Raw genomic sequence first — 26019 nt, 5'->3', positions numbered from 1 at the left:
GTTTAAAAATTTTAAGTTTTGCAGGTTTATTTTAATTGATTTTAAAGGTCTTTATTTCTTTAAACGGATTAATATTTAATGCTTCCATATTGGATTGATAGGTTTTCCAATCTTTATTGAAGAATTCATTAGTTTTTTCAAAGGCATCGTTAATAGCATTTTTTGCAAACTCTATCAGTTGCGTTTCTGTACGTGTTAATCCGTTTTGACTTGAACCCACATAACTACGTGCAGCTCCTAATCTATTATTAACAGTCATTTCTTTACTTCTAGTAATGCCTTGTCTTTTGTCTTCTTTTCCTAAATATACGGCTATTAATTCATCTATCTTTTCTATGATTTCTTTAGATGCTTTTATGTTATCCTCATATTTTTCGTCGTCAAGCTTTTTTAAATCTGATTGATACTTTTTCGCAATATTTTTGCTTTCAACTAATTGTTTTACAGCATAAGCTATTTCCTGTTGCATAACTTCTAATTGCTTTTCTGCATTATAAACGTCGTCAATATTTTTTTGAGAAATCGCTATTCTTGGATCTGATTTAACTGTAATAAATTCTTCAGAGGTTTGATCACCATATGTCATTATTACTTTATAGCGTCCAGGTTTTACGCTAACACCACTTGGCTCGCTTTTAGATTCTCTGATACTACGTGAGGGTCTTGAAACTCCAGCTTCATCCATATACCAAGTCCATTTATGAACACCTGTTTCTTTAGGCACTTTTCGTTTAAGCGTTCTAATGAGTCTGTCACCATCATAGAATTGCATAGTAATGGAATCCCATTTTATGACGTTTTTGTCTGTTTTTTCTTCTGATTCAGCATCCTCGTCAGTATTATCCTCTTCATCCAAATCTTCATCGTTTTCATTGTCATCTTTGTCCTCATCTTTTTTCTTTTCATCAACTTTGATAAAATAGGAGAGGGTAGCGCCATAGCCTCTATTGTCACCATGGAACATGGCATCTGCTCCAAAACGACTACCAGTTGGTTGCTGATAGGCGGCTTGATAAGCTGTTGGTGGCTCAAACAATTCTAACTTTGAATTTACAACCGACTTATCTTTAGCCATAGCGCGTAATGGTCTAATATCATCTAATACCCAAGCTGCACGACCAAAGGTTCCAATTACTAAATCGTGTTCTCTAGGCTGGATAACCAAATCTTTTACAGAAACTGTTGGAAAACTTTCTGTCCACTTTGTCCATTTATTACCAGCATCCAGAGAAATATATAAGCCATCATCTGTACCTAAAAAGAGTAAATTGGGTTCTTCAATATCCTCAATAATAGACAGTGTGTAGCTTTCAACATCATTTTCATCCACTATTCTTGACCATGTTTTACCATAGTCTTTTGTTCGATATGCATAAGGTGTATAATTGAAACGTCTATAATCGTTGGCAATAAGTAAGGCTTCACCTTTATTTTTATTACTCGCTTTAATTTGAGCTATCCAACTTCCTGCAGGCAATCCTTTAATATTTTTTGAAACATCTGTCCACGATTCTCCACTATTTTGTGTGACATGAACACGACCATCATCTGTGCCAACCCAAAGCATATCTTTCTCAACAGGCGACGGTTCTATTACTAAAATTGTACAATGGTTTTCTGCTCCTGTAGCATCCATGGTTAGTCCACCACTTTCAGATTGCTTTTGCTTTTCAGGGTCATTGGTTGTTAAATCGTCTGAAATAATATCCCATGTTTCTCCTTTATCGGTTGATTTGTGAACAAATTGACTTCCAAAATAAACGGTACTATTATCAAATGGGTCAATATTTATCGCTGAATTCCAATTGAAACGCAGCATGGTATCCTCGTCTGGAGGCGTAGGGCGGACCATATAATTATTGCCTGTTTCCCAGTCATAACGCATAACATAGCCTTGCTGACTCATTGTCCAACCATATCTAGAATCGTCTTTATCTGGTATTACGTCAAATCCGTCGCCAAAACTAATTTCTTGCCAGTATGAATTTCTGATACCTTGAGAACGCCAAACATATGCTGGTCCGCGCCAAGAACCATTATCTTGCATACCACCATAAACATTGTAAGGGAACTCATTATCAACATTGATATGATAAAATTGCGCAACTGGTAGATTACCAATAAAGCGCCAAGTTTTTCCACCGTCATGAGTTATGTTCATGCCTCCATCGTTACCGTCAATCATAAAACTACCATCGTTTGGGTGAATCCACCAGGCATGATGGTCTGGATGAACACCATTATCAACACCATAAGCAGGCATTAATTGACTAAAATTCTTACCGCCATCTTCACTTACATTTACATAGGTAAATACCGAATACACGCGATTTTCATTCTGTGGATCAGCATATATTTCAGAATAGTAAAATGGTCGGTTTCCAATATCATTTTTGTCGTTTACTTTTTTCCATTTAAACCCACCATCTTCACTTTTATATAAGGCGTTTTTTTTAGCTTCTACTAATGCATAAATGATATTTGGTTTATTGGCTGCTATTGCTACACCAATTCTTCCCAAATTACCTTCGGGAAAACCATCTTCAGACGTTACTTTTTTCCAAGTTTCTCCACCATCATGCGTAATGTGCAAACCCGAACCTACTCCTCCAGAATTAAAAAACCAAGGATCACGTTTGTGTTCCCACATGGCTGCAATTAACTTGTTGGGATTGGTTGGGTCCATTATTAAATCGGCAGCTCCAGTTTTATTGTTGGCAAATAGAATTTGCTTCCATGTTTTACCGCCATCTGTTGTTTTATATACACCACGTTCAGGATGTTCTCCCCAAGGCGAACCTATTGCTCCAGCATATACGACGTTTGGATTTGTAGGGTCTATAATTACGCGATGAATATGACGTGTTTTTTCTAATCCCATGAGTTGCCAGTTCTTACCACCATCTAGAGATTTGTAAATACCATAACCACCATTTAAACTATTTCTGGGATTACCTTCGCCAGTTCCCACCCAGATAACGCTTGGATTAGATTGTTGAATAGCAACCGAACCAATGGACGCAGTAACTTCGTTATCAAAAATAGGCTCCCATTTTATCCCTCCAGAGGTTGATTTCCATAACCCACCTGAAGCTGTACCAACATACATAACATCTGGATTATTATGAACCACATCAATAGCGGTAACACGCCCAGACATGCCACCTGGTCCAATGTTACGCGGTTTCATATTTTTTACTAAATCGAGAGAGAACTCTTGTTGTGCAAACAAAAGCGTCATGCAGAAAAACATGACAAGAGACACTATTTTTTTCATAAGTTTTGGTTTGTTAGGAAATAAAAATAAAGAAAAAGAAACGTTTAATTTCTGGATTTCTGGTTTTTAACACAGCAAGATATGGTTTCATTGATACGTTTCTTTCGAGTTTCAGAACGTTTAGCTTGATGAATCCATGATAAATACCCTTTTCTGTATGAAGGTGCGAAATTTTTGAAATTTTCAAAAGCACTGGGGTTTTTGTCAAATGCTTTTTGTAGATCGCTAGGAATTATGCCTTTTTCAACGTTATCCATGGCTGTCCAGGTTCCTGTTTTTTTAGCATGTTGAATCGTTTTGTAACCAGGCTCTTGAATTAAGCCTTGCTGCTCAAGTTCAACTATGTACTTTTTATTTAGAGCGCTCCAATTACTTTTTGGATTTCTGGGTGAGAAGTATTGTTTTCGTTTTCCATTACCTAAACTTTTTACAGTAGAATCTATCCAGCCAAAACACAATGCTACTTTTACGGCTTCTTCCCAGCGCATGGTTGGTACTTTAGCCTCAAGTTTGTAAAATATAAGATAAACCGCATCATATTTTTCATGATTCTGTAAGAGCCAATCATACCAATCAGTATCTCGAGGAAAGTAAAGTTCTGGTATTTCCAATTTTAGAGTTCTTTACTGTAAACATAGAAATCTTTATCTATCTCTATACCGTCAGATTTTATGGCTAATGTTTTCCATTCTGAATTTGGAAATAACCACTGCTTTTTACTATCTATAGTTACTTCGATTGGCATATCAAAATTATTTACAATATTGGTCCAACGATACTTTAGTTTTCCATTTTGTATTTCATACTCAAAAGTAGGAATCATGGTAGTCCTTAAATACTGATTAAAGAATTCAGTTAAATCAATACCAGTTTGTTGGCTAATATAATTTTCAACCTGCTCTGTTGTCACTGTTTGATGATAAAAAACGCTATTTAATCCTCTTAAAATTTGTCGCCATTTTTCATCATCCTCAATAAGTTGTCGAAGCGTATGTAATATGTTAGCACCTTTACTGTACATATCACCAGAACCTCCTTTGTTTACATTATATTCTCCAATAATCGTACGTTTATTTGAGATACCTTTTCTTTGCCCAATAACATATTCTGAACCAGCCTGTTTTCCATAGTAGTATTCTACAAATAGGTTTTCTGAATATGTGGTAAACCCTTCATGTACCCACATGTCTGCAATATCTTTATAAGTAATATTATTGGCAAACCATTCATGTCCTGCTTCGTGAATGATAATATAATCGAATTTCAAACCCCATCCAGAACCTGAAATGTCTCTGCCCAAATAGCCTTTTTTATATTGGTTTCCATATGTAACAGAACTTTGGTGTTCCATACCTAAATAGGGTACTTCAACGAGTTTAAATCCATCTTCATAAAAGGGATAAGGTCCAAACCAATGTTCAAAAGCTTTCATCATTTTTGGTGTGTCTTTAAAATGCTCTTTTGCTTTTTCAAGATTATAGCTCAATACGTAATAATCTAAATCCAAAGGCCCTTTTTCACCTTCATAGACTTCAGAAAAGTGCACGTAATCACCAATATTGACATTTACGCCATAATTATTTATAGGATTATTAACAAACCAATGCGATGTTACGGTGTCATCATTGTTTTCAGTTTTAGATCGTAATTTTCCATTAGAAATATTACTCAAACCTTTTGGATTTGTAACACTAATGAGCATACTGTCTACTTCATCATACATATGGTCTTTATTTGGCCACCATACGCTGGCACCTAAACCTTGACATGAAGTTGCAACGAAGTGTTTGTTGTTATCATCTTTTTTCCAGGAGAAACCGCCATCCCAAGGAGCGCGAACTGCTTCTTTTGGATAACCTTCGTAAAATACATCAACCGAATATACTTTTCCAATTTCTTGATCATCCTTTAGACTTATAAAATGCGCATTACCATCATGTCTAACCGCTAATGTTTTTCCATTTTGAATAACCGAATTGATTTTCATTGGCTCTTGTAAATCAATTTGTAATTCTTTATTGTCTTTTAATACTCTATAATAAACAGATGTTTTACCAGAAATAAATTTATCTTCTGGGTTTATGTTAACATCTAAATGATAATAGGTGAGATCCCACCATGATCGTTCTGGCGTAATGGTTCCTCGTAAGGTATCTTGATGAGTGAAATTGGATTTTTCTTGAAGTAAGCCTTGACTGAAGCAATTGACCGAAATAGATATTAAAACAAGAACTAGTGTTAGTTTTTTCATTTTTAAATTTTTACTAAAATAGGAAAAAAGAAAAGCCGTTCCAATTAAGAAACGGCTTTTCACTTCTAACTAAACTTAACTAAATTTAAAAGCAGTATTTATTTTCAGCTTTTACTTTTTCGGCAATCTCGTTGCGTAAATCCACAATATCTGGATAGTTTTGATATTTTGTGAAACGTTTAAGTCCCATTAACATCATACGTTGTTCATCACCTTCAGCAAATGAAATGATGCTTTCACGACCTTTATCTTCAACAATATTTACAGCATTATATAAGTATAATTTAGCCATTGCAATTTGAACGGATTGTTCTTTTTCTCCAAAACGCTTGGCATTCTTTTCTGCACGAAGTATAGCAGATTCAGCCATATATATTTCAATCAATATATCTGCTGCTGCAACTAATAATTGTTGATGAGCTTCTAAATCTGGACCAAATTTCTGAACAGCTCCTCCTGCTACCATTAAAAATGTTTTCTTCAACTTTTTGATCATTTCCTTTTCTTCAGAAAATAATTCGGAATAATCTGGTGTTTCAAATGAAGGAATACCCATAAGTTCTTCCTGTACGGCTTGTGCTGGACCTAATAAATCCACATGGCCTTTCATAGCTTTTTTAACTAACATACCAACCGATAGCATGCGGTTGATTTCATTTGTGCCTTCATAGATTCTAGCGATTCTAGCATCTCTCCACGCGGCTTCCATAGGTGTTTCTTTAGAGAACCCCATGCCACCAAATATTTGAATGCCTTCATCGGCGCAATTCTGAATATCCTCTGAAACAGCCACTTTTAAAATAGAACATTCTATAGCATATTCTTCAACGCCTTTAAGTTCTGCCTCTTGATGTGAGTTGCCAGCAGCTTCACGAAGAGCTATACGGTCTTCAATGTTTTTAGAAGCTCTGTAAGTTGCAGCTTCACCTGCATAGGCACTTGCAGACATTTCTGCTAATTTCTTTTTTATCGCACCAAAATCAGATATTCTAGTTTTAAATTGTTTACGTTCATTGGCATATTGAACCGCAGTTGTTGTTACACGACGTTGTGAATCTAAACAAGCGGCAGCCAATTTAATACGTCCAACATTAAGTGCATTCATGGCGATTTTAAATCCTTCTCCACGTCCAGCTAACATGTTTTCGACAGGCACAACCGTATCATTAAAGAATACTTGTCTTGTTGATGATGCATGAATACCTAATTTATGCTCTTCTTCACCTAATGTAATACCATTTGGATTTTCAGGATCATATTCTACGATAAAACCAGTAATATTTTTATCATCTTCAATTCGTGCAAAAACGATCATTAATCGGCAGAATCCAGCATTAGAAATCCACATTTTCTGACCATTAATTTTATAAGTTTTACCATCTTCAGAAAGTTCAGCCGTAGTTTTACCTGAATTAGCATCACTACCAGCACCAGGTTCTGTTAAACAGTAAGAGCCAAACCACTCACCAGTGGCTAATTTTGGTACATATTTTTGTTTTTGTTCCTCAGTTCCGTAGAGTGTTATTGGCATTGTTCCAATTCCTGTATGTGCACCAAAAGCCGTACTAAACGAACCGGTTCCACTCGAAATATAATCGCAGGTTAATACTGTTGAAACGAATCCCATACCTAAACCACCATAAGCTTCAGGTACAGCCACACCTAAAAAGCCAAGTTCACCAGCTTTACGCATGCACTCTTCGGTTAAAGCATAATCTTTTGCTTCAAAACGGTCTTTATGTGGGATGATTTCACGATCATTAAATTCCATAACCGCTTCTTTCATCATGTTTTGTTCTTCTGAAAAGTCTTCAGGTGTGAAAACATCTTCACAGTTAGTTTCCTTAACTAAAAACTGACCGCCTCTTAATAATTCTTTTTCTGTTGCTTCCATTGCTTTTTATTAGATTAAAGAAGAAAGAGTATAGAATACAGACTTTAATTGAGCCCATTTTGGAATCCCATTGTCATTTTTTGGAACTCTTCTATCTTTTCTTCAAATTTTTTTAATGTTTCTATATTTATATATTGTCTATGTTTTGCTACTAATAGTTGTGTGCCTAATTCGAAAGATGAACCTAAAGCTATATCTATAAAGTGACTAAAAGATTTATCTGACCTAGCTGAACCTTCCGCTATGTTGCTTGGCATTGAGATGGAACATCTACTAATTTGTGACACCAAATCATATCTTTCATGCTTAGGAAAACCCAACAACAAGTCTGAAATATCATTTGCAATCTCTAAACCGAGCTTCCAAATTTTTAAATTCTTGTAATTATGACGTTGTTTAGCACACATAACTCTATTCTCTAACCTCTATTCTCTATTTTCTTTTTAAGAAAGAAACTCAAATATGCCACAAGCTCCTTGACCCGTTCCAACACACATGGTTACAGCACCATATTTGCCAGTCATATTTCGTTTGCGCATTTCATCAAATAACTGCACAGATAATTTAGCCCCAGTACATCCTAAAGGATGACCTAGAGCAATAGCTCCGCCATTTACATTCACGATGTCATTATTCAAATCGAGTTCTCGAATTACTGCTAATGATTGCGAGGCAAATGCTTCATTTAATTCTATAAGTTCTAAATCAGATTGCTTTAATCCTGCTTGCTTTAGTGCCTTTGGAATGGCTTTTACTGGTCCAATTCCCATAATTCTGGGTTCAACACCAGCAGCGGCATAATTCACTAAACGTGCAATAGGTTCAAGATTTAATTCTTTCACTAAATCTTCACTCATAACCATTACGAATGCTGCACCATCACTCATTTGTGAGGAGTTACCTGCAGTAACGCTACCGCCTTGAGCAAATACTGGGCGTAATTTTGCCAATGCCTCTAAATTGGTTCCTTTTCTAGGACCTTCGTCTTTGGTTACGGTATATGATTTTGTTGCTTTTTTTCCGTTTTCGTCTATATAAGTTTGCTCTACATTAATAGGAACTATTTGATCCTGAAAACGATCTTCAGCCTGTGCTTTTAGAGCTTTCATATGTGAATTGTAGGCAAACTCATCTTGGTCTTCACGAGAAACGTTGAATTGATTTGCAACGGCTTCAGCCGTGTTGCCCATTCCCCAATAATATTCTTCATGACCTGCTTTTACAACATCGTAGTTTAATTCCGGCTTAAACCCTGTCATTGGGACAGCACTCATACTTTCGGCACCACCAGCAATAATACAATCAGCCATTCCTGCCTGAATTTTTGCTGTTGCAATACCTATGGTTTCAATACCAGAAGAACAAAACCTGTTTACTGTTACACCAGGAACATCCACAATATCTAATCCCATTAACGAGATTAGTCTACCCATATTTAAGCCTTGTGAACCTTCAGGCATGGCATTACCAACAATAACATCATCAATGCGCTTTTTATCAAAATCTGGTAGATCTTTCATCATATGCGCAATAGTTTCTGCGGCTAACTCGTCCGTTCTTTTAAATCTGAACACGCCTTTAGGAGCTTTACCAACAGCGGTTCTATATGCTTTTACTATATATGCTTGTTTCATTTTGTTTGAGATTTTTAGAGACAAGATTCAAGAGTCAAGATGTCTTGGTTCTTGAATCTTGTTTCTATATTCTAATTTCTTAAAGGTTTACCCGTTTTTAACATGTGTTGTATGCGCTCTAGTGTTTTGCGTTCTGTGCATAGTGATAAGAAAGCTTCACGTTCTATATCTAATAAATACTGTTCTGATACTCGAGTTGGCTCAGATAAATCGCCACCAGCCATTACATATGCTAATTTGTTCGCAATTTTCTGGTCATGTTCGCTAATATAATTGCTCGCGTTCATCGAGTCTGTTCCAACTAAAAACATACCTAAAGCTTGTTTACCTAATACTTTAATATCTTTTCGTTTTACAGGTTGTGTATAGCCTGCTTCAGCCATTAATTTTGCATGAGCTTTAGCTGTAGCAATCTGTCTGTCTTTGTTAACGACAATAACATCTTTTCCTTTTTGTAGAATTCCTAAATCAAATGCTTCATAAGCCGAAGTTGAAACTTTGGCCATACCTATAGTTAGAAAATATTCTTGTAGTACATTTAATTCAACGTCACCTTTTCTAAAGGTATCTTGAGCTCTTAAAGCCATTTCCTTAGAACCTCCACCTCCGGGAATAACACCAACACCAAACTCTACGAGTCCGATATAAGTTTCAGCAGCAGCAACAACCTTATCAGCATGCATAGACAATTCACAACCACCTCCAAGCGCCATGCCATGAGGAGCCGCAACTGTTGGAATAGAAGAGTAGCGCATACGCATCATGGTATCTTGGAAATATTTAATGGCCATGTTTAGTTCATCATACTCCTGTTCGGCAGCCATCATGAAAATCATTCCAATGTTAGCTCCAACCGAGAAATTAGCAGCTTGATTACCAACAACTAAACCTTCAAAATCTTTTTCAGCTAAATCTATAGCTTTATTTAAACCAGCTAAAACATCACCACCAATGGTATTCATTTTCGACTGAAATTCACAATTTAAAATACCATCACCCAAATCTTCAATTACAACACCTGAATTTTTAAAGACTTCATTAGATTTTCTGATATTATCTAAAATAATAAAGCTGTCTTGACCTGGCTTTTTAAGGAATTTTTCTGTTTGTATATCATAATAGTATGTTGCACCATCTTTTACGGTATAGAAAGATGAAAAGCCTTTTGCTACTAAATTGTTAACCCAATCAGCTACCTGATGACCTTCAGCTTTTATAAGCTCTAATCCTTTTTCAACACCAACTGCATCCCATATTTGAAAAGGACCATGCTCCCAGCCAAATCCTGCCTTCATAGCATCATCTATTTTGTACAATTCATCAGAAATTTCAGGTACTCTGTTAGAGACATATGCAAACATGGCTGCAAAATTCTTACGATAGAATTCACCTGCTTTATCTTTTCCTTTTGCCAAAATAGGGAAGCGGTCTATGACCTTGTCAACCGTTTTGGTTAATTCTAAAGTGGCAAATTGTGCTCTTTTTTTAGAACGGTATTCTAAGGTATCTAAATCCAGTGATAAAATTTCGCTTTTGCCTTTGTTGTCTTTTACTTTTTTATAGAAACCTTGTCCTGTTTTACTACCCAACCATTTGTTTTCCATCATGGTGTTGATAAAGTCTGGTAGTTTGAATAGCTCATGAGCTTCATCATTAGGACAATTATCATAAATACCATTGGCAACATGCACCAACGTATCTAGACCAACGACATCAACTGTTCTAAAGGTTGCTGATTTTGGACGGCCTATAACAGGTCCCGTTAATTTATCAACTTCTTCTATAGTTAAGCCTAACTCTTTTACTTGATGAAATAAACTTTGTATACCAAAAATGCCTATTCGGTTACCAATAAAGGCTGGTGTGTCTTTTGCGATAACAGACGTTTTGCCAAGAAATTTTTCACCATATTCGTTTAAGAAATCGAGAACGTCCTGTGACGTTTTAGGACCTGGAATAATTTCAAATAATTTCAAGTAACGCGCCGGATTAAAGAAGTGCGTTCCGCAGAAATGCTTTTGAAAATCATCGCTTCGACCTTCGCTCATAAACTGAATTGGAATACCAGAAGTATTAGATGTTATAAGTGTTCCCGGAGTTCTATGTTTTTCAATATTTTCAAAAACTTGTTTTTTAATATCTAACCGTTCAACAACAACTTCAATAATCCAATCAACATCTTTGATTTTTGATATATCATCTTCTAAATTACCAGTAGTAATTCTGCTAGCGAATTTTTGATGATAAATAGGAGAGGGTTTTGATTTTAAAGCCGCTTGCAGTGAATTGTTTACAATACGGTTGCGGACTAACTTATCATCTAACGTTAAGCCTTTAGCTTTTTCAACATCGTTAAGTTCTCTTGGAACAATATCAAGCAGTAACACGTCCAGACCAATATTGGCAAAATGACATGCAATACCGCTACCCATAATTCCGGAACCAATAACAGCTACTTTTTTAATTCTACGTTTGCTCATGTTATTTAAGTATATGTTCTTTTTGGTTATATATTTTTTTATTAGAAATCATATTATTAATCAATTCTGCAACTTCATAAAAGTTGTCTAGTTTGTCTTGAGAAACATTCTTTCGAATGGCTTCATTAAAGGTTAATACTTTCTCTCTGGAGTAAGCTCTTTTCTCACGACCAAATTCGGTTAAGTGAATAATAACGCCACGACCATCTTCTGGGTTTGGTTTACGCTCAATTAGGCCTTTTTCTTCCATAGACTTTAATGTTCTCGAGAGACTGGTGGCTTCCATGCCCATTTTTGGACCTAAAGAGGTTGAAGGTGTACCGTTTTCTGGGTCTATACTTAATAATGCAAAACCTGTTGCCATAGTTGTTTCGAATTGCGCAGCTTCTTCGTTATACATTTTATTAATGGCTAACCAAGTGGTTCTGAAGACGTAATCGATGGTTTTATCCTTCATAGGTTGATTTTTAGAAAACCAAATATAAGAAATATTTATTATGCATGCATAATAAATTACAAAAAAATACTAAGCTTTAAACAAAAAAAAGCGCTTCATAATTGAAGCGCTAATAAAACGATAAAAAAGTGTTTTAATTCATTTTACCATTTACAATCCCTATGGCTGCACCGACTATACCTGCCATAACAATCGAAATGAATAATACAATTCCAAACAATTCATAATTTGGTGTTGATTGATCTGCCAGACTGAAGAACCCTTCAATCAATCCCATAAATAAACCAATAATTGCTCCAGCCTTTAATCCTGCACTTAACGTCGCTATTTCTGCCCATTTGTTATAAATAAACGACATAAAGAAACCAAAAGCAAAGCATCCACATGTAATAAATAACATGGCATTAGTTGTTTCGTCTGGTTGTGGGAATTTATCTGAAAAAATAATTCCGTAAAATAACCAGCCTAAAAGCCAGTCAACAATACCACCTACTAAACCACCTACAATAAAAGTTTTTGTATTCATAATATTAAAAAGTATTAGTTAGTGTTCTAAAAATAGAATATTAGTAGCTAACATACTTATAAAGAGCAGGATAGTTATTAACTGAAATACTAAGGGTTAATTTATGACCGGTAAATTTTCTCAATGAGATTAAGATATTTTTCTTTAATTATCTTACGTCTCATTTTCATTGTGGGAGTGAGGTGACCATCTTCAATGGTCCAAACATCGGGTGTGATTTCAAACTTTTTAATTTGTTCCCATTTACCAAATTTTTTATTGGCAGAATCAATTTCTTCCTGAATGCGGTCTTTTAATTCTTGATTGTCTCTAATAGAGTCATGTGAGAAAGGAATGTTATGGCGTTTAGCCCATTCTTCGGCAAATTCGTAGTTAATCTGAATTAATGCTGCTGGCATTTTTTCACCTTCGCCAATCACCATTATTTGTTCAATAAATCGCGATTGCTTGAATTGATTTTCAAGTAGTGCAGGTGCAACATACTTACCACCCGAAGTTTTAAATATTTCTTTTTTACGATCGGTTATTTTTAAAAAGCCATCCGTATCAATTTCGCCTATATCGCCTGTATGGAAATAATCGCCAGACATGACTTCTGCTGTTTTTTCTGGATCCTTATAATAGCCTTGCATAACGTTGGGTCCTTTTACCAAAATCTCACCGTCTTCTGCAATTTTCACTTCAACATTATCAATAACACGACCAACAGTTCCAATTTTAAAACCACCATCTCTTTGATCGTTAACTGATATTACAGGTGAGGTTTCTGTAAGTCCGTAACCTTCCATAATGGGCATGCCAGCAGCAGCAAATACACGTGTTAGTCGTGGTTGTAGTGCTGCAGACCCAGACACCATAAGCTCTAAATTACCACCGAGACCTTCTTGCCATTTACTAAAAATGAGTTTGCGTGCTATTTTTAATTGCTTTTCATACCACCAACCATTAACACCATAGGGTTCGTATTTTAAACCAATATTAATAGCCCAAAAGAAAAGCGCTTTTTTAATACCTGATAAATCACTGCCTTTAGCGACAATTTTATCGTATACTTTTTCATATAACCTAGGAACAGCTGTCATGACATTGGGCTTAACTTCTTTTAGGTTATCGCTCATGGCTTCTATAGATTCGGCAAAGTAGATTTCTACACCACAAAATTGATAGAGATATAAAATCATACGTTCAAAAACATGACAGACGGGAAGAAAACTCAAAGACTTTGATTTACCATAATCAAAAGGAACCCGTTTTTCACTGTCCAACACATTAGAAACTAAATTATTATGTGATAACATAACACCTTTGGGTGTTCCTGTTGTGCCAGATGTATAAATTAATGTGGCTAAATCATCTGGTTTCACTTGTTTTTTTCTATCCTCAACCACATCTTGATTTGATGCGTCTTTACCCAAATCTAAAATGTCTTTCCAGTTGGCTTCATCTGCTACATCGTCAAAAGTATAAACGCCTTTTAGTTTTGTATTACTTTTAATGGCATTGAGTTTATTTATTATCTCTTTATCTGAAACAAAACAATAAGTGGCTTCAGAATGATTCAAAATATACTCGTAATCTTCTTTGCAAATAGTTGGATAGATTGGTACATTTTGAGCTCCTATTTGAAGGATACCAATATCCATCACATTCCACTCTGTTCGGTTATTAGTCGAGATAACAGCAATCTTATCGTTAGGATTTACACCTAAACGCAACAAACCTCGACTTATAGCATTTGCTTGATTAATATATTCCTGTGTTGAAATGGAAACCCATTCACCATCATATTTTGTAGAAAAAGCTTTATTTAAATTATAGGATTCTAACTGGTGGTAAGGAAAATCAAAAAGTCTCGTAATTTTTGTCATATTGGATAGGGAAAATTGCTTGGGCAAAATATAAAATTACTGAAGATATTTCAAATCTTTATAACATCTTTAGGTTTTATTATTTTGGGACCTAAAAATTATTTTAATAATTTTTATCGTGACTTATAAATTAAATGGATTTTTCATTTAAAATTTTATTTTTGTCTACTGAAATTTAATTTCGGGATGTGGCGCAGTCCGGTTAGCGTACACGGCTGGGGGCCGTGTGGTCGCAGGTTCAAATCCTGTCATCCCGACAAGATAAAGCGGAGAGTTCTTGTAGAAAGCTTGCTTTCTTAAAAGAACTTTATGCTTTAGATTAAAAATAAAGCACTGCTTTATTTTGCAACATAAGCGATGTAAAGGGATTCTCTAAATCCTGTCATCCCGACTTAATAAAAGCTTTGGTTCGTGCAGAAAGCTTGCTTTCTTAAAAGAATTGAAGCTTTATTTTCAATGAGGTTTTATCAGGGTTCTATAAACCCTGTCATCGCGACATAAAAAAGGAGCTTTTTTTATAGCTCCTTTTTTAATTACCTATTTTCAATCCATTTTCTAGCATTCACGAAAGCTTCAAGCCAAGGAGATACTTCGTCTTTTCTGTCTTTTGCATAATGAGCCCAGTTCCACTGAAATGTTGAACGCTCAATATGTGGCATCGTGACCAAATGGCGCCCCGATTTATCACTCATCATAGCCGTATTATAATCGGATCCATTTGGATTATGTGGATAATCACTATAACTATAATTAGCTACAATGTTATACTGGTTTTCGGTTTTTGGTAAACTGAATTTTCCTTCACCATGTGAAATCCAAACGCCTAAAGTGCTTCCTGCTAATGACGATAACATGACTGAATTATTCTCTTGAATTTTTACAGAAGTAAATGAACTTTCATGTTTTTGAGATTCGTTATAGGTCATTTTTCCATGTAGGTCGTGTTCTGGATTAATAAGGTCTAATTCCATCCAAAGTTGGCAACCATTACAAATACCGACTGATAATGTATCTTCTCTTTCAAAGAAATTTTTAATGACTTTATTAGCTTGTTCATTGTATTTAATGGCACCTGCCCAACCTTTTGCAGAGCCCAAAACATCAGAATTTGAGAAACCACCAACGGCTCCTAAAAACTGAATGTCCTCCAAAGTTTCACGACCAGAAATTAAATCTGTCATATGCACATCCTTAACATCAAAGCCTGCTAAATACATGGCGTTTGCCATTTCACGTTCGGAGTTTGATCCTTTTTCGCGAAGGATGGCAGCTTTAGGCCTTGATTTACTATTATCTAGTTCAGGAAGTTTTCCTGTAAAATGTTTTGGGAATGTATATTGAAGTGGTTGAGTTTTATAGTTGTTAAATCTATGTTTTGCTAAATTATTAGCAGTTTGCTTTTGGTCAAGTAGGTAAGAGGTTTTGTACCACATATCACGTAAGCGTGACACGGTCATGGTGAAAACATCTGTATCATTAATAATACTTAACACATCACTTTCAGTTACTTTTCCAATATTGAAAAACTCAATTCCAGCATCTCTTAATTCTGTTTCTATTGAATTACTTTGAGCCTGAAAAACAATTCCAGAATTTTCGGCAAATAATACTTTAAAAGAATCGTTTTCTGCTAAAGCAGACAAATCTAATTCGGCACCTAAATTATTATCAGCAAAGCACATTTCAAGCAAAGTTGTTATTAAACCACCAGAAGCCACATCATGTCCTGCAACAATTTGTTCATCAGCTATTAATTTCTGAATGGTGTTAAAAACTGTTTTTACATAATCAGCTTTTTGAACACTTGGTGTTTCATTGCCTATTTTATTTAATATTTGGGCGAATGAACTACCACCGAGTTTAAATTCGTCTTGAGAAAGGTTGATATAGTAGATGTCGCCAGCATTTCTTTGAAATACAGGTTCAACAACATTCATAATATTATTACAATTTGCAGCCGCAGAAATTATAACAGTTCCGGGAGCAATGACATCCTCGTTAGGATACTTTTGTTTCATGGAAAGTGAATCCTTTCCGGTAGGCACATTGATGCCTAAATCTATAGCATATTCAGAAACTGCTTTCACAGCTTCATATAAACGTGCGTCTTCACCTTCGTTTTTACAAGGCCACATCCAATTTGCAGAAAGCGAAACACTTTTTAGACCATCTTTTAAGGGTGCCCAAATAATATTGGTTAATGCTTCAGTAATGGCATTTCGGCTACCCGCTTTAGGATCAATTAATCCTGATATTGGTGCATGACCAATACTAGTGGCAATACCTTCTTTACCCTTAAAATCTAAAGCCATTACGGCAACATTGTTTAATGGTAATTGTAAGGGTCCTGCACATTGTTGTTTCGCGACTTTTCCACCAACGCAACGGTCTACTTTATTAGTTAACCAATCTTTACAGGCTACAGCTTCCAATTGTAACAATTGATCTAAATAATCGTAGAATTTGGTTTTATCGTAAGCTGTATCTGAATAATTTCTTTGTACAGTTTTATCATGCATGAAGGTTTTAGGAGAACTACCAAACATATCATCCATACCTAAATCCATAGGCTTTTTGCCAGTTGTTTTAGATTCAAAAGTAAATCGATGATTTCCAGTAACATCACCTACAGTATATATTGGCGAGCGTTCACGCTCTGCAATTTTTTGAAGGGTTTCAATATGTTTTTGAGCAATAACTAATCCCATTCGTTCTTGAGATTCGTTACCTATTATTTCTTTAGCAGATAGGGTAGGGTCGCCAACTGGTAATTTATCTAAATCTATTTTTCCACCCGTTTCTTCAACCAATTCACTTAAACAATTTAAGTGACCACCAGCACCATGATCATGAATGGATACAATATGGTTTTCTTCACTTTCAACCATACCACGAACAGCATTAGCTGCACGTTTTTGCATTTCTGGATTAGAACGTTGCACAGCATTTAATTCAATTCCAGAAGCAAATTCACCAGTATCGGCAGATGATACTGCAGCACCACCCATTCCAATACGATAATTTTCGCCACCAAGAATGACTACTTTGTCACCAACTTTAGGCGTGTCTTTTAAAGCTTGACTGGCTTTACCATAACCAATTCCACCAGCTTGCATGATGACTTTGTCATAGCCTAATTTGCGAGGTTGAGACCCTTCGACTGTGCTCAGGGTGACATCGTTAGATTCATTATGTTCGAAAGTTAGAACTGAACCGCAAATTAAAGGTTGACCGAATTTGTTTCCAAAATCTGACGCACCATTACTCGCTTTTATTAAGATATCCATTGGTGTTTGATATAGCCAAGGTCGTTCAGCCATAGCTTGTTCCCAAGGTCTGTTGTCTTCTAGTCGCGAATACGATGTCATATACACAGCTGTTCCTGCTAACGGAATAGAACCTTTTCCACCAGCTAATCGGTCTCTTATTTCTCCACCAGATCCCGTTGCAGCACCATTAAAAGGCTCTACTGTTGTTGGGAAATTATGTGTTTCCGCTTTTAGTGAAATTACGGATTCGAAATCTTGAGTTTGATAATAATCTGGAATATCAGCACGTTTTGGCGCAAACTGTTCAACTTTTGGGCCTTTTATAAATGCTACATTGTCTTTATATGCCGAAACAATATCGTTTGGATTTTTATTAGACGTTTCACGAATCATCTTAAATAATGAAACCGGCTTTTCTTCGCCATCAATTACAAAGGTTCCATTAAATATTTTATGACGGCAATGCTCACTATTAACTTGTGAAAAGCCAAAGACTTCAGAATCTGTTAATAGTCTTCCTATTTTTTTAGCAACACCTTCTAAATATTCTATTTCTTCATCGCTTAAGGCTAAACCTTCTTGCTGATTATAAGCCGAAATATCTTCGATATTAATAATAGGTTCTGGCTTAATATTTATAGTAAAGGACTCTTGATTCAGCCCATTGAACTTTTCTGAAATCATTGGGTCGAAATCTTTAAAGTCTTTATGGCAAGATTCAAATTCTTCAATTCTGATTATGCCTTCAACGCCCATATTTTGGGTTATCTCAACCGCATTAGTACTCCAAGGTGTAATCATGGCAGCTCTAGGGCCAACAAAAAAAGCATCGATTGATGCTTGTTCTATTTTTGGCTGATTACCAAATAACCATACTAATTTTGAGATATTTTCAGTTGATAATTCTTTTGTTGCTTGAACAGCAAATACTTTACTGTTTTGGTTTCCGAAGAAGTGAATCATTATGTTTTAGTTTGTGTGTTGTTTTAAAGATGCAAATTTACTTTTTTTTGATGTATTTTATCCTATTACTTGATTTGAAAAATTAGAGTTATTCACGTGTTTATTAACCAAAAAAAAAGCGACTTAAAAAAGCCGCTTTATTTTTATCGTTTTATTAATTTTTTGGTGATGATTTTATCACGAGTTTTTAATTTAATTAAGTAAATGCCTCCATTAATATTGTTTAAATAAATATTTCCATTTTCAGTTTTTCCTTTTGAAACAACCTTACCTAGTATATTGTATATTTCAAATTCAAGTGATTCATTATAATTAACCGTTACTGAATTGCCAGAAACTGGGTTCGGATACATGTTAAATGAATTTGTTACGTATTCTTCTGTACTCAAATTTGTATAGCATGTCCACGAAAGATCATCAAACATCACACGATTAGAAGTGCTTGTGTTATTATTAATTAAAACGGTTATAGACCCTTCCATGTTAATGTCTGAAATGGTCACTGTTTGTGCAGTATCACCATATGGAATAGTAGCGATGAAATTACCATTTACATTTAAATCAAATGTTCCAGTATCTCCAGAAAACACGCGTTGTGTAACAACGGTTAATGTTCCAATACCTCCTGAAACGGTAGGCGCAATTAAGGCACCATCACGAATAGTTATAGCCCGACCATTGATAGTTTGATCTGTTCGTGCTTCGGTGGCATTCCAGTCAAAACCATTATCACCTGCCCAATTTCTATTAGAGTATGAACTTGAATTGGCAGGCATATTTTCAAAAGTTTCGCTTGAACATGCTGAACCGCTAGTGCCATTGTTAGTTGTGGTTTCACAAGCTTCATTACTAAAAACAGACTCATTTCCGGCTGCATCTTTAGCTTTTATTTTAAAACAATACGTGGTATTTGCTACTAATGAATTTACTGTAAAGCTGGTATTTGCAGTATTGTAAGTATTAACATCATCAATGTAAATATCATAAGACGAAACACCTATATTATCCGTTGCGGCATCCCAGTCTAAATCAATAGAATTGTCCGTTGGGTTTGACGCTATTAAATTTGTTGGAGCTGAAGGGTTTTCAGTATCTGGGTCTGTATCCCAAACTAGAGCTACCCATTCTGGATGATCTATAAATGGATTTCTATTGGCTTGATGATTGTAGTAAATGTTATTATTTCGATCTATTTCCTTTTGTGAAACCGGGTCCATTTCGTGCCAAGTTCTTAAAATGTTTAAAAACGGATCGGCTATGGCTTTGTCACTACTACCATCAAACATATCATAAGCAGACCAATTGCTTACTTGATCTTCATAGCGTGTGACAAAATAAAAATAGATACGTGCTATATCACCCTTAAATTCATCAATGGGTTCAAAAACGTCGTTAGTATAGCCTGCTGAATACCCAGTGTTTAAATTATTACCTAGTTTAGAACCATTTTGCGTTGGATTGCTTATACCACTTTGGCTTGTCAATTGACTATCATCAACACGACCAAAAGGTGTATTACTTCTAAAACCATTAACACGACCATCAGTAGGTAATAATTGATGCGCATCACCTCTCATAGGTGAATTAGAACCAAATATTGATTGTGGGATAACATGTTCTTTGTTATAGCAATCTCCCTCACTATCATACTCACCACATTCACCAGTGACAGGTGTATAATTATAAGGGTCGTTACCAGTTGGGTTTTCAGAATAAACATCTAAAATCGTATTACTAGTTGTTTCATAATAATTATCAAGATCGTATGAAGCTATAAAAGCATCTATGGCATCATAGCCTTGATCATTGTGGTCATCAATGATATTGTGTAATTGTGTTTTAAGCGTGTAACCCGTTCCTGTTGCCGTATCATAATACCCAGCTGGAATTTGGGCACAGATAAGAGTTGGTATTAATACTAATAATAACGTGTAAAATTGTTTCATTTTATTTTTTTTCCATTAAGGCCATATAAAATCCATCGTATCCAGATTTATGGGCCAATATTTTTTTGTCTTCTACAAATTTAAAATCTTTTCCTAAATCAGATTTTAAGAATGTTTTTACTTGTTCTTGATTTTCTGATGGTAAGACAGAACAAGTAGCATAAACTAGTTTTCCACCTGGTTTTACTATGCGTGAATATTGCTGTAAAATATCTTTTTGGGTAGCTTTTATTTTTTCTAAAAAAGATGCTTCAAGCTTCCATTTAGCATCTGGATTACGACGTAACACACCTAATCCAGAGCATGGTGCATCAATCAATACACGATCGGCTTTATCATACAGTTTTTTGATGACTTTAGTTGAATCAATAACTCTTGTTTCAATATTATGTGCGCCATTTCGTTTGGCTCTACGTTTTAACTCATGAAGTTTATTGCCGTAAATATCTAATGCGATTATTTGTCCCTTATTCTCCATTAATGATGCCAGATGCAAGGTTTTACCACCAGCACCAGCACAGGTATCAACAACACGCATACCTGGTTGTACATCAAGAAAATCAGCTACTAATTGCGAAGATGCGTCTTGAACTTCAAATAAACCTTCTTTAAAAGCTTCTGTCTGAAACACATTGGCACGTTCTTTTAGTTTTAGAGCATTTGGGTATCCTTTAAGGAATTCAGTCTCTATATCTAAATCAAACAATTCTGCTTGTAACTTTTCTTTAGTTGTTTTTAGGGTATTAACTCTTAAAATTACATCGGCTTGTTCGTTAAGTGCTTGAATTTCTTTTGTCCATTGACTTTCACCTAATTCCTTAACACCCAATTCATCAATCCAATCTGGTATAGATTCTTTTATTCTTCTAATTTTTGATAATTCGTCAAATCGACCTTTAATTTTTCGCGTAGGTGTATTTTCAAAATACTTCCAGTCTGGTAGTTTGATGCCTTTTAGAGTAGCCCAAACAGCGAACATACGCCACAGATTATCACGATCAAAGGGTTCTTTGACTTCAGCTATTTCCGCATATAAGCGTTTCCATCTTACAATATCATAGGTTGTTTCGGCCACAAATCCACGATCTCGGCTTCCCCAACGCTTATCACGTTTTAAAAGTTGTTGGATAACCTTGTCAGCATACTCACCCTCATTGAAGATTTTCATCAAACCATCAATAGTGGCAAAACATAAATTTCTGTGTAAACGCATTTTAATTTATTAGGCGTGCAAAGGTACATTTTAATTACTTATTTTTATCCTAAATATTTTATAAATGAGGAATTTAATACTGTTTATTATTGCTGTTTCATGTCTTTCTTGTCAAACTGAAGAAAAGATTAAAAAGCGAGAATTTTCTAAAATTACGTTTAAAACGATTCTTGAAGATTCAACATTAAGTATTCGTGCTATTGAAATTTTAGATCAAAAAAGTCTAGCTTTTGCAGCCAATAATAACACCTATGGATTGTATAATTCAGCTTCAGATTCATGGTTAATTTCAAAAATTGAACAAGACTCTCTGAATATTGAATTTCGAGCTATTGCTAACAACCAAGAAGATTTTTTTATGATAAGTGTTGGTAATCCAGCTTTGCTTTATAAAACTGGAAATAATGGAGAAATGGAATTGGTTTATAAAGAATCACATGAGAAGGTGTTTTATGACTCTATGAAGTTTTGGAATGCGAAAGAAGGCATTGCGATTGGTGATGCATTTAATGGGTGTTTGAGTGTTATTATTACGCGTGATGGTGGATTTACATGGCAGAAATTACCATGCGAGGTTTTACCTAAAGGAATAGAAGGTGAAGGCGCCTTTGCAGCTAGCAATACAAACATTGAAATTGTAGATGATAATACTTGGGTGGCAACAACAACTGGAAGCGTTTATTTTTCAGGTGATAAAGGAATGACTTGGGATGTTTTTGATACGCCTATTATTAAAGAAAAAGAGACCGAAGGGATTTATTCAATCGATTTTTATGATAACTTCAATGGTTTTGCAATTGGCGGTGATTATACAAAACCTGCGGATAGTTCAGCTAACAAAATAAGAACATTTGATGGCGGTAAAACTTGGGAATTAGTTGCTAAAAACCAAAATCCAGGGTATCGCAGTTGTGTTCAATATATTCCAAATGGAGCAGGCGAGGAGCTAGTAACTGTAGGATTTAAAGGTATTGATTATTCCAACGATAACGGAATGACCTGGATGCATTTAAGTGATGAGGGTTTCTATACACTTCGATTTTTAAATGATAGTGTCGCTTATGCTGCCGGAAGAGGGAGAATATCAAAGCTCACTTTTAAGCCATAAAAAAAAGAGCCATTTGGCTCTTTTAATTTAAGGTCTATCTTTTTTTTTCATGACGACGTTTTTTAAACTCTTCAAACATTTTACGTTTAAAATCGTCTTCGGCTTTTTTAAGTAAAACTATTTTTTTTGATGATAATACTTTCTGAAGATCAGATAAGTATTTGCTATACAGATTGTTTTTTTGAATATTAGATTCTTTGAATTTCTTAATCAAGTCAGTGGCTTGTTCTTCAGTCAGATTGTCATAGTCAATGAGTTTTCGATCTTCATAAGCTGCTTTTCGTAATTCATGCATGTTCTCTTCAAAATCGTTATAAATGGGCCAAAATTTTTCAGCTTCAGTCTTTGATAAATCAAGCTTTTCTGTAATATAGGCAACTTTTAGTGTTTTTATTTTTTCGTTTCTATCCATTCTATCTTGCGCCATTATTGTGGTACTCATAAATAAAATGATAATTGCTATTAGGTTATGTTTCATTGTCATTGCTATTATTTATTCTATATTAAAATCTTCTACATCAATATTCTCATATAAATAATCCTCAAGATGTATGTCATTGAGTGTTTCTTCCAAAATTATATTTTCAAAAGCGGTTGTATTGGTTATTAAGTTACTTAATTCCACTGATTCTAAATCATTAGTTAGGAGATAATTTTCAATACTGTCATTGTCTAATGAGGCAAAGGTAATAGCATTACTACCTATTTTAGGAATTGTAAAAATAAAAATGATTACAGCTGCTACACTAGCAACATAAAGCCATGACTTTTTATTAAATAAGTTAATGACCTTTGTATTAGATTCTGATTTAGGTATTTCAACTTTGAATCCTTCAAGATAGCCATCAGGAATATTTAAACCAGATTCACTAACCTGATTTCTCAAATTCAATTCTGATATTAAATTGTTTTCAAGAGTTTCAAAGTAATCCTTCGGCGTTTTAAAACCTCCTGTTGATATATTATGTTTACCTATTTTTTTCATTGTATTGTTTAGACTAATAAAAAAGCTATTGGTTTAATAAGTAGGCTTCAATTTTTTTTATGGCTAAATGGTAGGAAGCCTTGAGTGCTCCTTCACTTGTTTCAAGTATTTCAGACATATCTTTGTATTTAATATCTTGAAAGTATTTCATATTGAAAACTAATTGTTGTTTTTGGGGTAAGGTTGCTATGGCTTGTTGTAGTTTCAATTGAATAGCATCACCTTCAAAGTAAACGTCGGATTTTAAATTATCAATTGCTAAACTTTGTAATTCCTCATTACTTATTTGCATTTGTTTGGCGCGTTTGTTTATAAAAGTAATGGCTTCATTTGTAGCTATACGATACATCCATGAATAGAGTTTACTATCACCTTTAAATAAGTCTATATTTTTGAAAATTTTGATAAAAGTATTTTGTAATACATCATCAGCATCATCATGTGATTTTACGATATTTCTAATTTGCCAATACAAACGTTCTTTATAGAGCGATACCAATTCATTAAAAGCAAAATCTCGTTTGTCTTTAGACTTTAAATCGTTAATTAGTTTGACTTCTTCCACAAAAACATTTTGTTTTTAGACTTCTAAAACTAGAAATAGTTTAATCTGTCAAGTAAAGTAATGAAAATAATGGATTCTTGCGTTTTAATTAATGATTAGATAATGAGATAAAATGATAAAATAACTACAACGATGTAGTTGTTTTTAGTCTGAAATTATTGTCGTTTGAAAGATATTTTTTGCATTTCACCGTAAAAATAGACTATTTTAGATGTAATCATGACTCAAAAATGTATGGTACTGATTTTATGGCCAAAAGAATATTTTTCAGTTTTATTTCATTAATTTTAGTTATCCCAAGCTTTTCTCAAGTTGGGATTGGCACTGTTACTCCCGGAGCACAGTTGGATGTAGTAACGCAAGCTACGACAACTTCAGAAAGAAAAGGTATTCAGGTAGATTTAAATAGTACTTCAACCGCTCAACAAAACACATTTTCATTACACCTAACGAATTCTAGTAGTCCATCACTCACGGCTGCTAAATATGGAATTTTCAATAACGTTTCAGGTTTAGGAACTGCAACAAGATACGGCGTTTATAGTGAGGTTTTTAAGCCAAATTCAGGGGCAACTACTACAGATATATTTGGTGTTTATAGCTATGTTGGTCAATCTACTGGAGTTAATAGTAACAGCTATGGGTTTTATGCTGATTTAACCAATGCAAATAATACTGCAAATATATTTGGTGTTTACAGTACAGTTAATGGTACTGTTGCTAACCAAGATATTTATTCAGGATATTTTTTAGGAGGTAAATTCGCAATAGGGCAGACTGGTACCAATGTTTATGTTTTACCCGCAAGCCGAGGTACAAATGGTCAAATTATGCAAACTGATGGCTCTGGAAATGTCAGTTGGGTAGATACAGACTCTAATAATTTTTCATTAGTAAGGGTTAATTTATCAGCAAATCAAATACTCAATACTTCAGGATGGCAAAAAATTACTTTTGATACTACATTGTTCGATACCAATAGTGAATTTAACAGTACCGATAATCGCTTTGTTGCTAGTAGTGATGGTTATTATAAAATTAATGCAGGATATCACACCGCTTACCAAAACAACAATGAGTTTTATAGTATTGGAGTTTGGGTAAACAACGTTTTATACCAAGAGTCATCATTTAATCACTATGCTACGGGCGACGTTGTTAGGTCTATTAACTGTATAGTTAGTCTTAATGCAAATGATTATGTTGAGATATTTGTTCAAAATTTCCAAACCAATGATGGTTCAAATGGAGCAAATGGCGTTGTAATAGATAGTTTCACAGGTAAAACCTTTTTCGAAATTCAAAGAATAAGATAATACCTGCATTAGTTACAGACTTCACTAAATTTTTTCTTGTCTTATTCTATAAGCTTTAAGTAGCTGTAAAGCAATATGTTATAATTTATAAACACGATTAAATGCAAATAATATCGATAAAATGCATATTTTTCTTGTTTTGTAAACTAATTTGTTTTATGTTTACACCAACAAACCTACTTATGTTTGTTAGTCGTCCCCAAGTCTAACAATAGCTAAAAAAAGGGCTGAATGAAAATTCAGCCCTTTTTAGTTTTTATATAGTAT

At 34.6% G+C, this 26019-nt stretch carries 18 protein-coding genes and 1 tRNA gene; 3 read left to right on the top strand and 16 right to left on the bottom strand.

Translation table 11 applies throughout. The features are described 5' to 3' along the window. Positions 1 to 31: 31 nt before the first annotated feature. From HGK31_RS06395 to HGK31_RS06350, 10 genes are all read right to left on the bottom strand, one after another. The gene (locus HGK31_RS06395; RefSeq protein ID WP_191859011.1) at positions 32 to 3277 is read right to left on the bottom strand and encodes a WD40/YVTN/BNR-like repeat-containing protein; all 3246 of its coding nucleotides are present in this window, start codon (positions 3275 to 3277) and stop codon (positions 32 to 34) included. 44 nt (positions 3278 to 3321) lie between these two features. Continuing rightward, on the bottom strand, positions 3322 to 3888 hold the full coding sequence (locus tag HGK31_RS06390; protein WP_191859010.1) for a YdeI/OmpD-associated family protein: 567 nt from the start codon (positions 3886 to 3888) through the stop codon (positions 3322 to 3324). A gap of 2 nt (positions 3889 to 3890) precedes the next feature. Beyond that, complete coding sequence (locus HGK31_RS06385) at positions 3891 to 5528, bottom strand: M1 family metallopeptidase (RefSeq protein WP_191859009.1); 1638 nt, start codon at positions 5526 to 5528, stop codon at positions 3891 to 3893. An 85-nt stretch (positions 5529 to 5613) separates the two neighbouring features. Continuing rightward, the gene (locus HGK31_RS06380; RefSeq protein WP_191859008.1) at positions 5614 to 7422 is read right to left on the bottom strand and encodes an acyl-CoA dehydrogenase family protein; all 1809 of its coding nucleotides are present in this window, start codon (positions 7420 to 7422) and stop codon (positions 5614 to 5616) included. A gap of 44 nt (positions 7423 to 7466) precedes the next feature. Further along, positions 7467 to 7829: a four helix bundle protein gene (locus HGK31_RS06375; RefSeq protein ID WP_191859007.1), complete on the bottom strand. Its 363-nt coding sequence runs from the start codon at positions 7827 to 7829 to the stop codon at positions 7467 to 7469. Positions 7830 to 7865: 36 nt separating this feature from the next. Then, positions 7866 to 9056 (bottom strand): acetyl-CoA C-acyltransferase, encoded by a 1191-nt coding sequence (locus tag HGK31_RS06370; RefSeq protein ID WP_191859006.1) that lies wholly within the window; start codon positions 9054 to 9056, stop codon positions 7866 to 7868. A gap of 71 nt (positions 9057 to 9127) precedes the next feature. Continuing rightward, positions 9128 to 11536: a 3-hydroxyacyl-CoA dehydrogenase/enoyl-CoA hydratase family protein gene (locus HGK31_RS06365; protein ID WP_191859005.1), complete on the bottom strand. Its 2409-nt coding sequence runs from the start codon at positions 11534 to 11536 to the stop codon at positions 9128 to 9130. Position 11537: 1 nt separating this feature from the next. After that, positions 11538 to 11993 (bottom strand): MarR family winged helix-turn-helix transcriptional regulator, encoded by a 456-nt coding sequence (locus HGK31_RS06360; RefSeq protein WP_191859004.1) that lies wholly within the window; start codon positions 11991 to 11993, stop codon positions 11538 to 11540. A 133-nt stretch (positions 11994 to 12126) separates the two neighbouring features. Then, positions 12127 to 12519 carry a hypothetical protein gene (locus HGK31_RS06355; protein WP_191859003.1) on the bottom strand — a complete coding sequence of 131 codons (393 nt, stop codon included), beginning with the start codon at positions 12517 to 12519 and terminating at the stop codon, positions 12127 to 12129. A gap of 101 nt (positions 12520 to 12620) precedes the next feature. Further along, positions 12621 to 14387 (bottom strand): AMP-dependent synthetase/ligase, encoded by a 1767-nt coding sequence (locus tag HGK31_RS06350; protein WP_191859002.1) that lies wholly within the window; start codon positions 14385 to 14387, stop codon positions 12621 to 12623. Between the two features lie 182 nt (positions 14388 to 14569). Here HGK31_RS06350 and HGK31_RS06345 point away from each other — a divergent pair. Next, positions 14570 to 14644 (top strand) — tRNA-Pro (locus HGK31_RS06345). Positions 14645 to 14920: 276 nt separating this feature from the next. Here the strand turns inward: HGK31_RS06345 and purL are convergent. The 3 genes from purL to HGK31_RS06330 all read right to left on the bottom strand — a co-directional run bounded on the left by purL (position 14921) and on the right by HGK31_RS06330 (position 21778). Beyond that, positions 14921 to 18619, bottom strand: coding sequence for a phosphoribosylformylglycinamidine synthase (gene purL / locus HGK31_RS06340; RefSeq protein WP_191859001.1), 3699 nt, complete (start codon positions 18617 to 18619; stop codon positions 14921 to 14923). A 143-nt stretch (positions 18620 to 18762) separates the two neighbouring features. Further along, a complete protein-coding gene (locus HGK31_RS06335; RefSeq protein ID WP_191859000.1) occupies positions 18763 to 20565 on the bottom strand; it encodes an endonuclease in 1803 nt (600 codons plus the stop codon). Between the two features lies 1 nt (position 20566). Then, positions 20567 to 21778, bottom strand: coding sequence for an RsmB/NOP family class I SAM-dependent RNA methyltransferase (locus HGK31_RS06330; protein ID WP_191858999.1), 1212 nt, complete (start codon positions 21776 to 21778; stop codon positions 20567 to 20569). A 64-nt stretch (positions 21779 to 21842) separates the two neighbouring features. Between HGK31_RS06330 and HGK31_RS06325 the strand changes: the two genes are divergently transcribed. Next, on the top strand, positions 21843 to 22886 hold the full coding sequence (locus tag HGK31_RS06325) for a WD40/YVTN/BNR-like repeat-containing protein (protein ID WP_191858998.1): 1044 nt from the start codon (positions 21843 to 21845) through the stop codon (positions 22884 to 22886). 34 nt (positions 22887 to 22920) lie between these two features. Here the strand turns inward: HGK31_RS06325 and HGK31_RS06320 are convergent, their stop codons facing one another. From HGK31_RS06320 to HGK31_RS06310, 3 genes are read right to left on the bottom strand one after another with little or no spacing between them, the layout of a single operon-like run. After that, complete coding sequence (locus HGK31_RS06320) at positions 22921 to 23364, bottom strand: hypothetical protein (RefSeq protein ID WP_191858997.1); 444 nt, start codon at positions 23362 to 23364, stop codon at positions 22921 to 22923. A 15-nt stretch (positions 23365 to 23379) separates the two neighbouring features. Continuing rightward, positions 23380 to 23871: a hypothetical protein gene (locus HGK31_RS06315; RefSeq protein WP_191858996.1), complete on the bottom strand. Its 492-nt coding sequence runs from the start codon at positions 23869 to 23871 to the stop codon at positions 23380 to 23382. Between the two features lie 25 nt (positions 23872 to 23896). Then, positions 23897 to 24436: an RNA polymerase sigma factor gene (locus tag HGK31_RS06310; protein ID WP_191858995.1), complete on the bottom strand. Its 540-nt coding sequence runs from the start codon at positions 24434 to 24436 to the stop codon at positions 23897 to 23899. A 248-nt stretch (positions 24437 to 24684) separates the two neighbouring features. Here HGK31_RS06310 and HGK31_RS06305 point away from each other — a divergent pair, with 248 nt between their 5' ends. After that, positions 24685 to 25752: a hypothetical protein gene (locus tag HGK31_RS06305; protein WP_191858994.1), complete on the top strand. Its 1068-nt coding sequence runs from the start codon at positions 24685 to 24687 to the stop codon at positions 25750 to 25752. Positions 25753 to 26019 lie beyond the last annotated feature (267 nt).

The organism is Hanstruepera ponticola, from assembly GCF_012931685.1.
GTDB classification, from domain to species: domain Bacteria; phylum Bacteroidota; class Bacteroidia; order Flavobacteriales; family Flavobacteriaceae; genus Hanstruepera; species Hanstruepera ponticola.
This window is presented reverse-complemented; position numbering and strand designations above follow the sequence as displayed.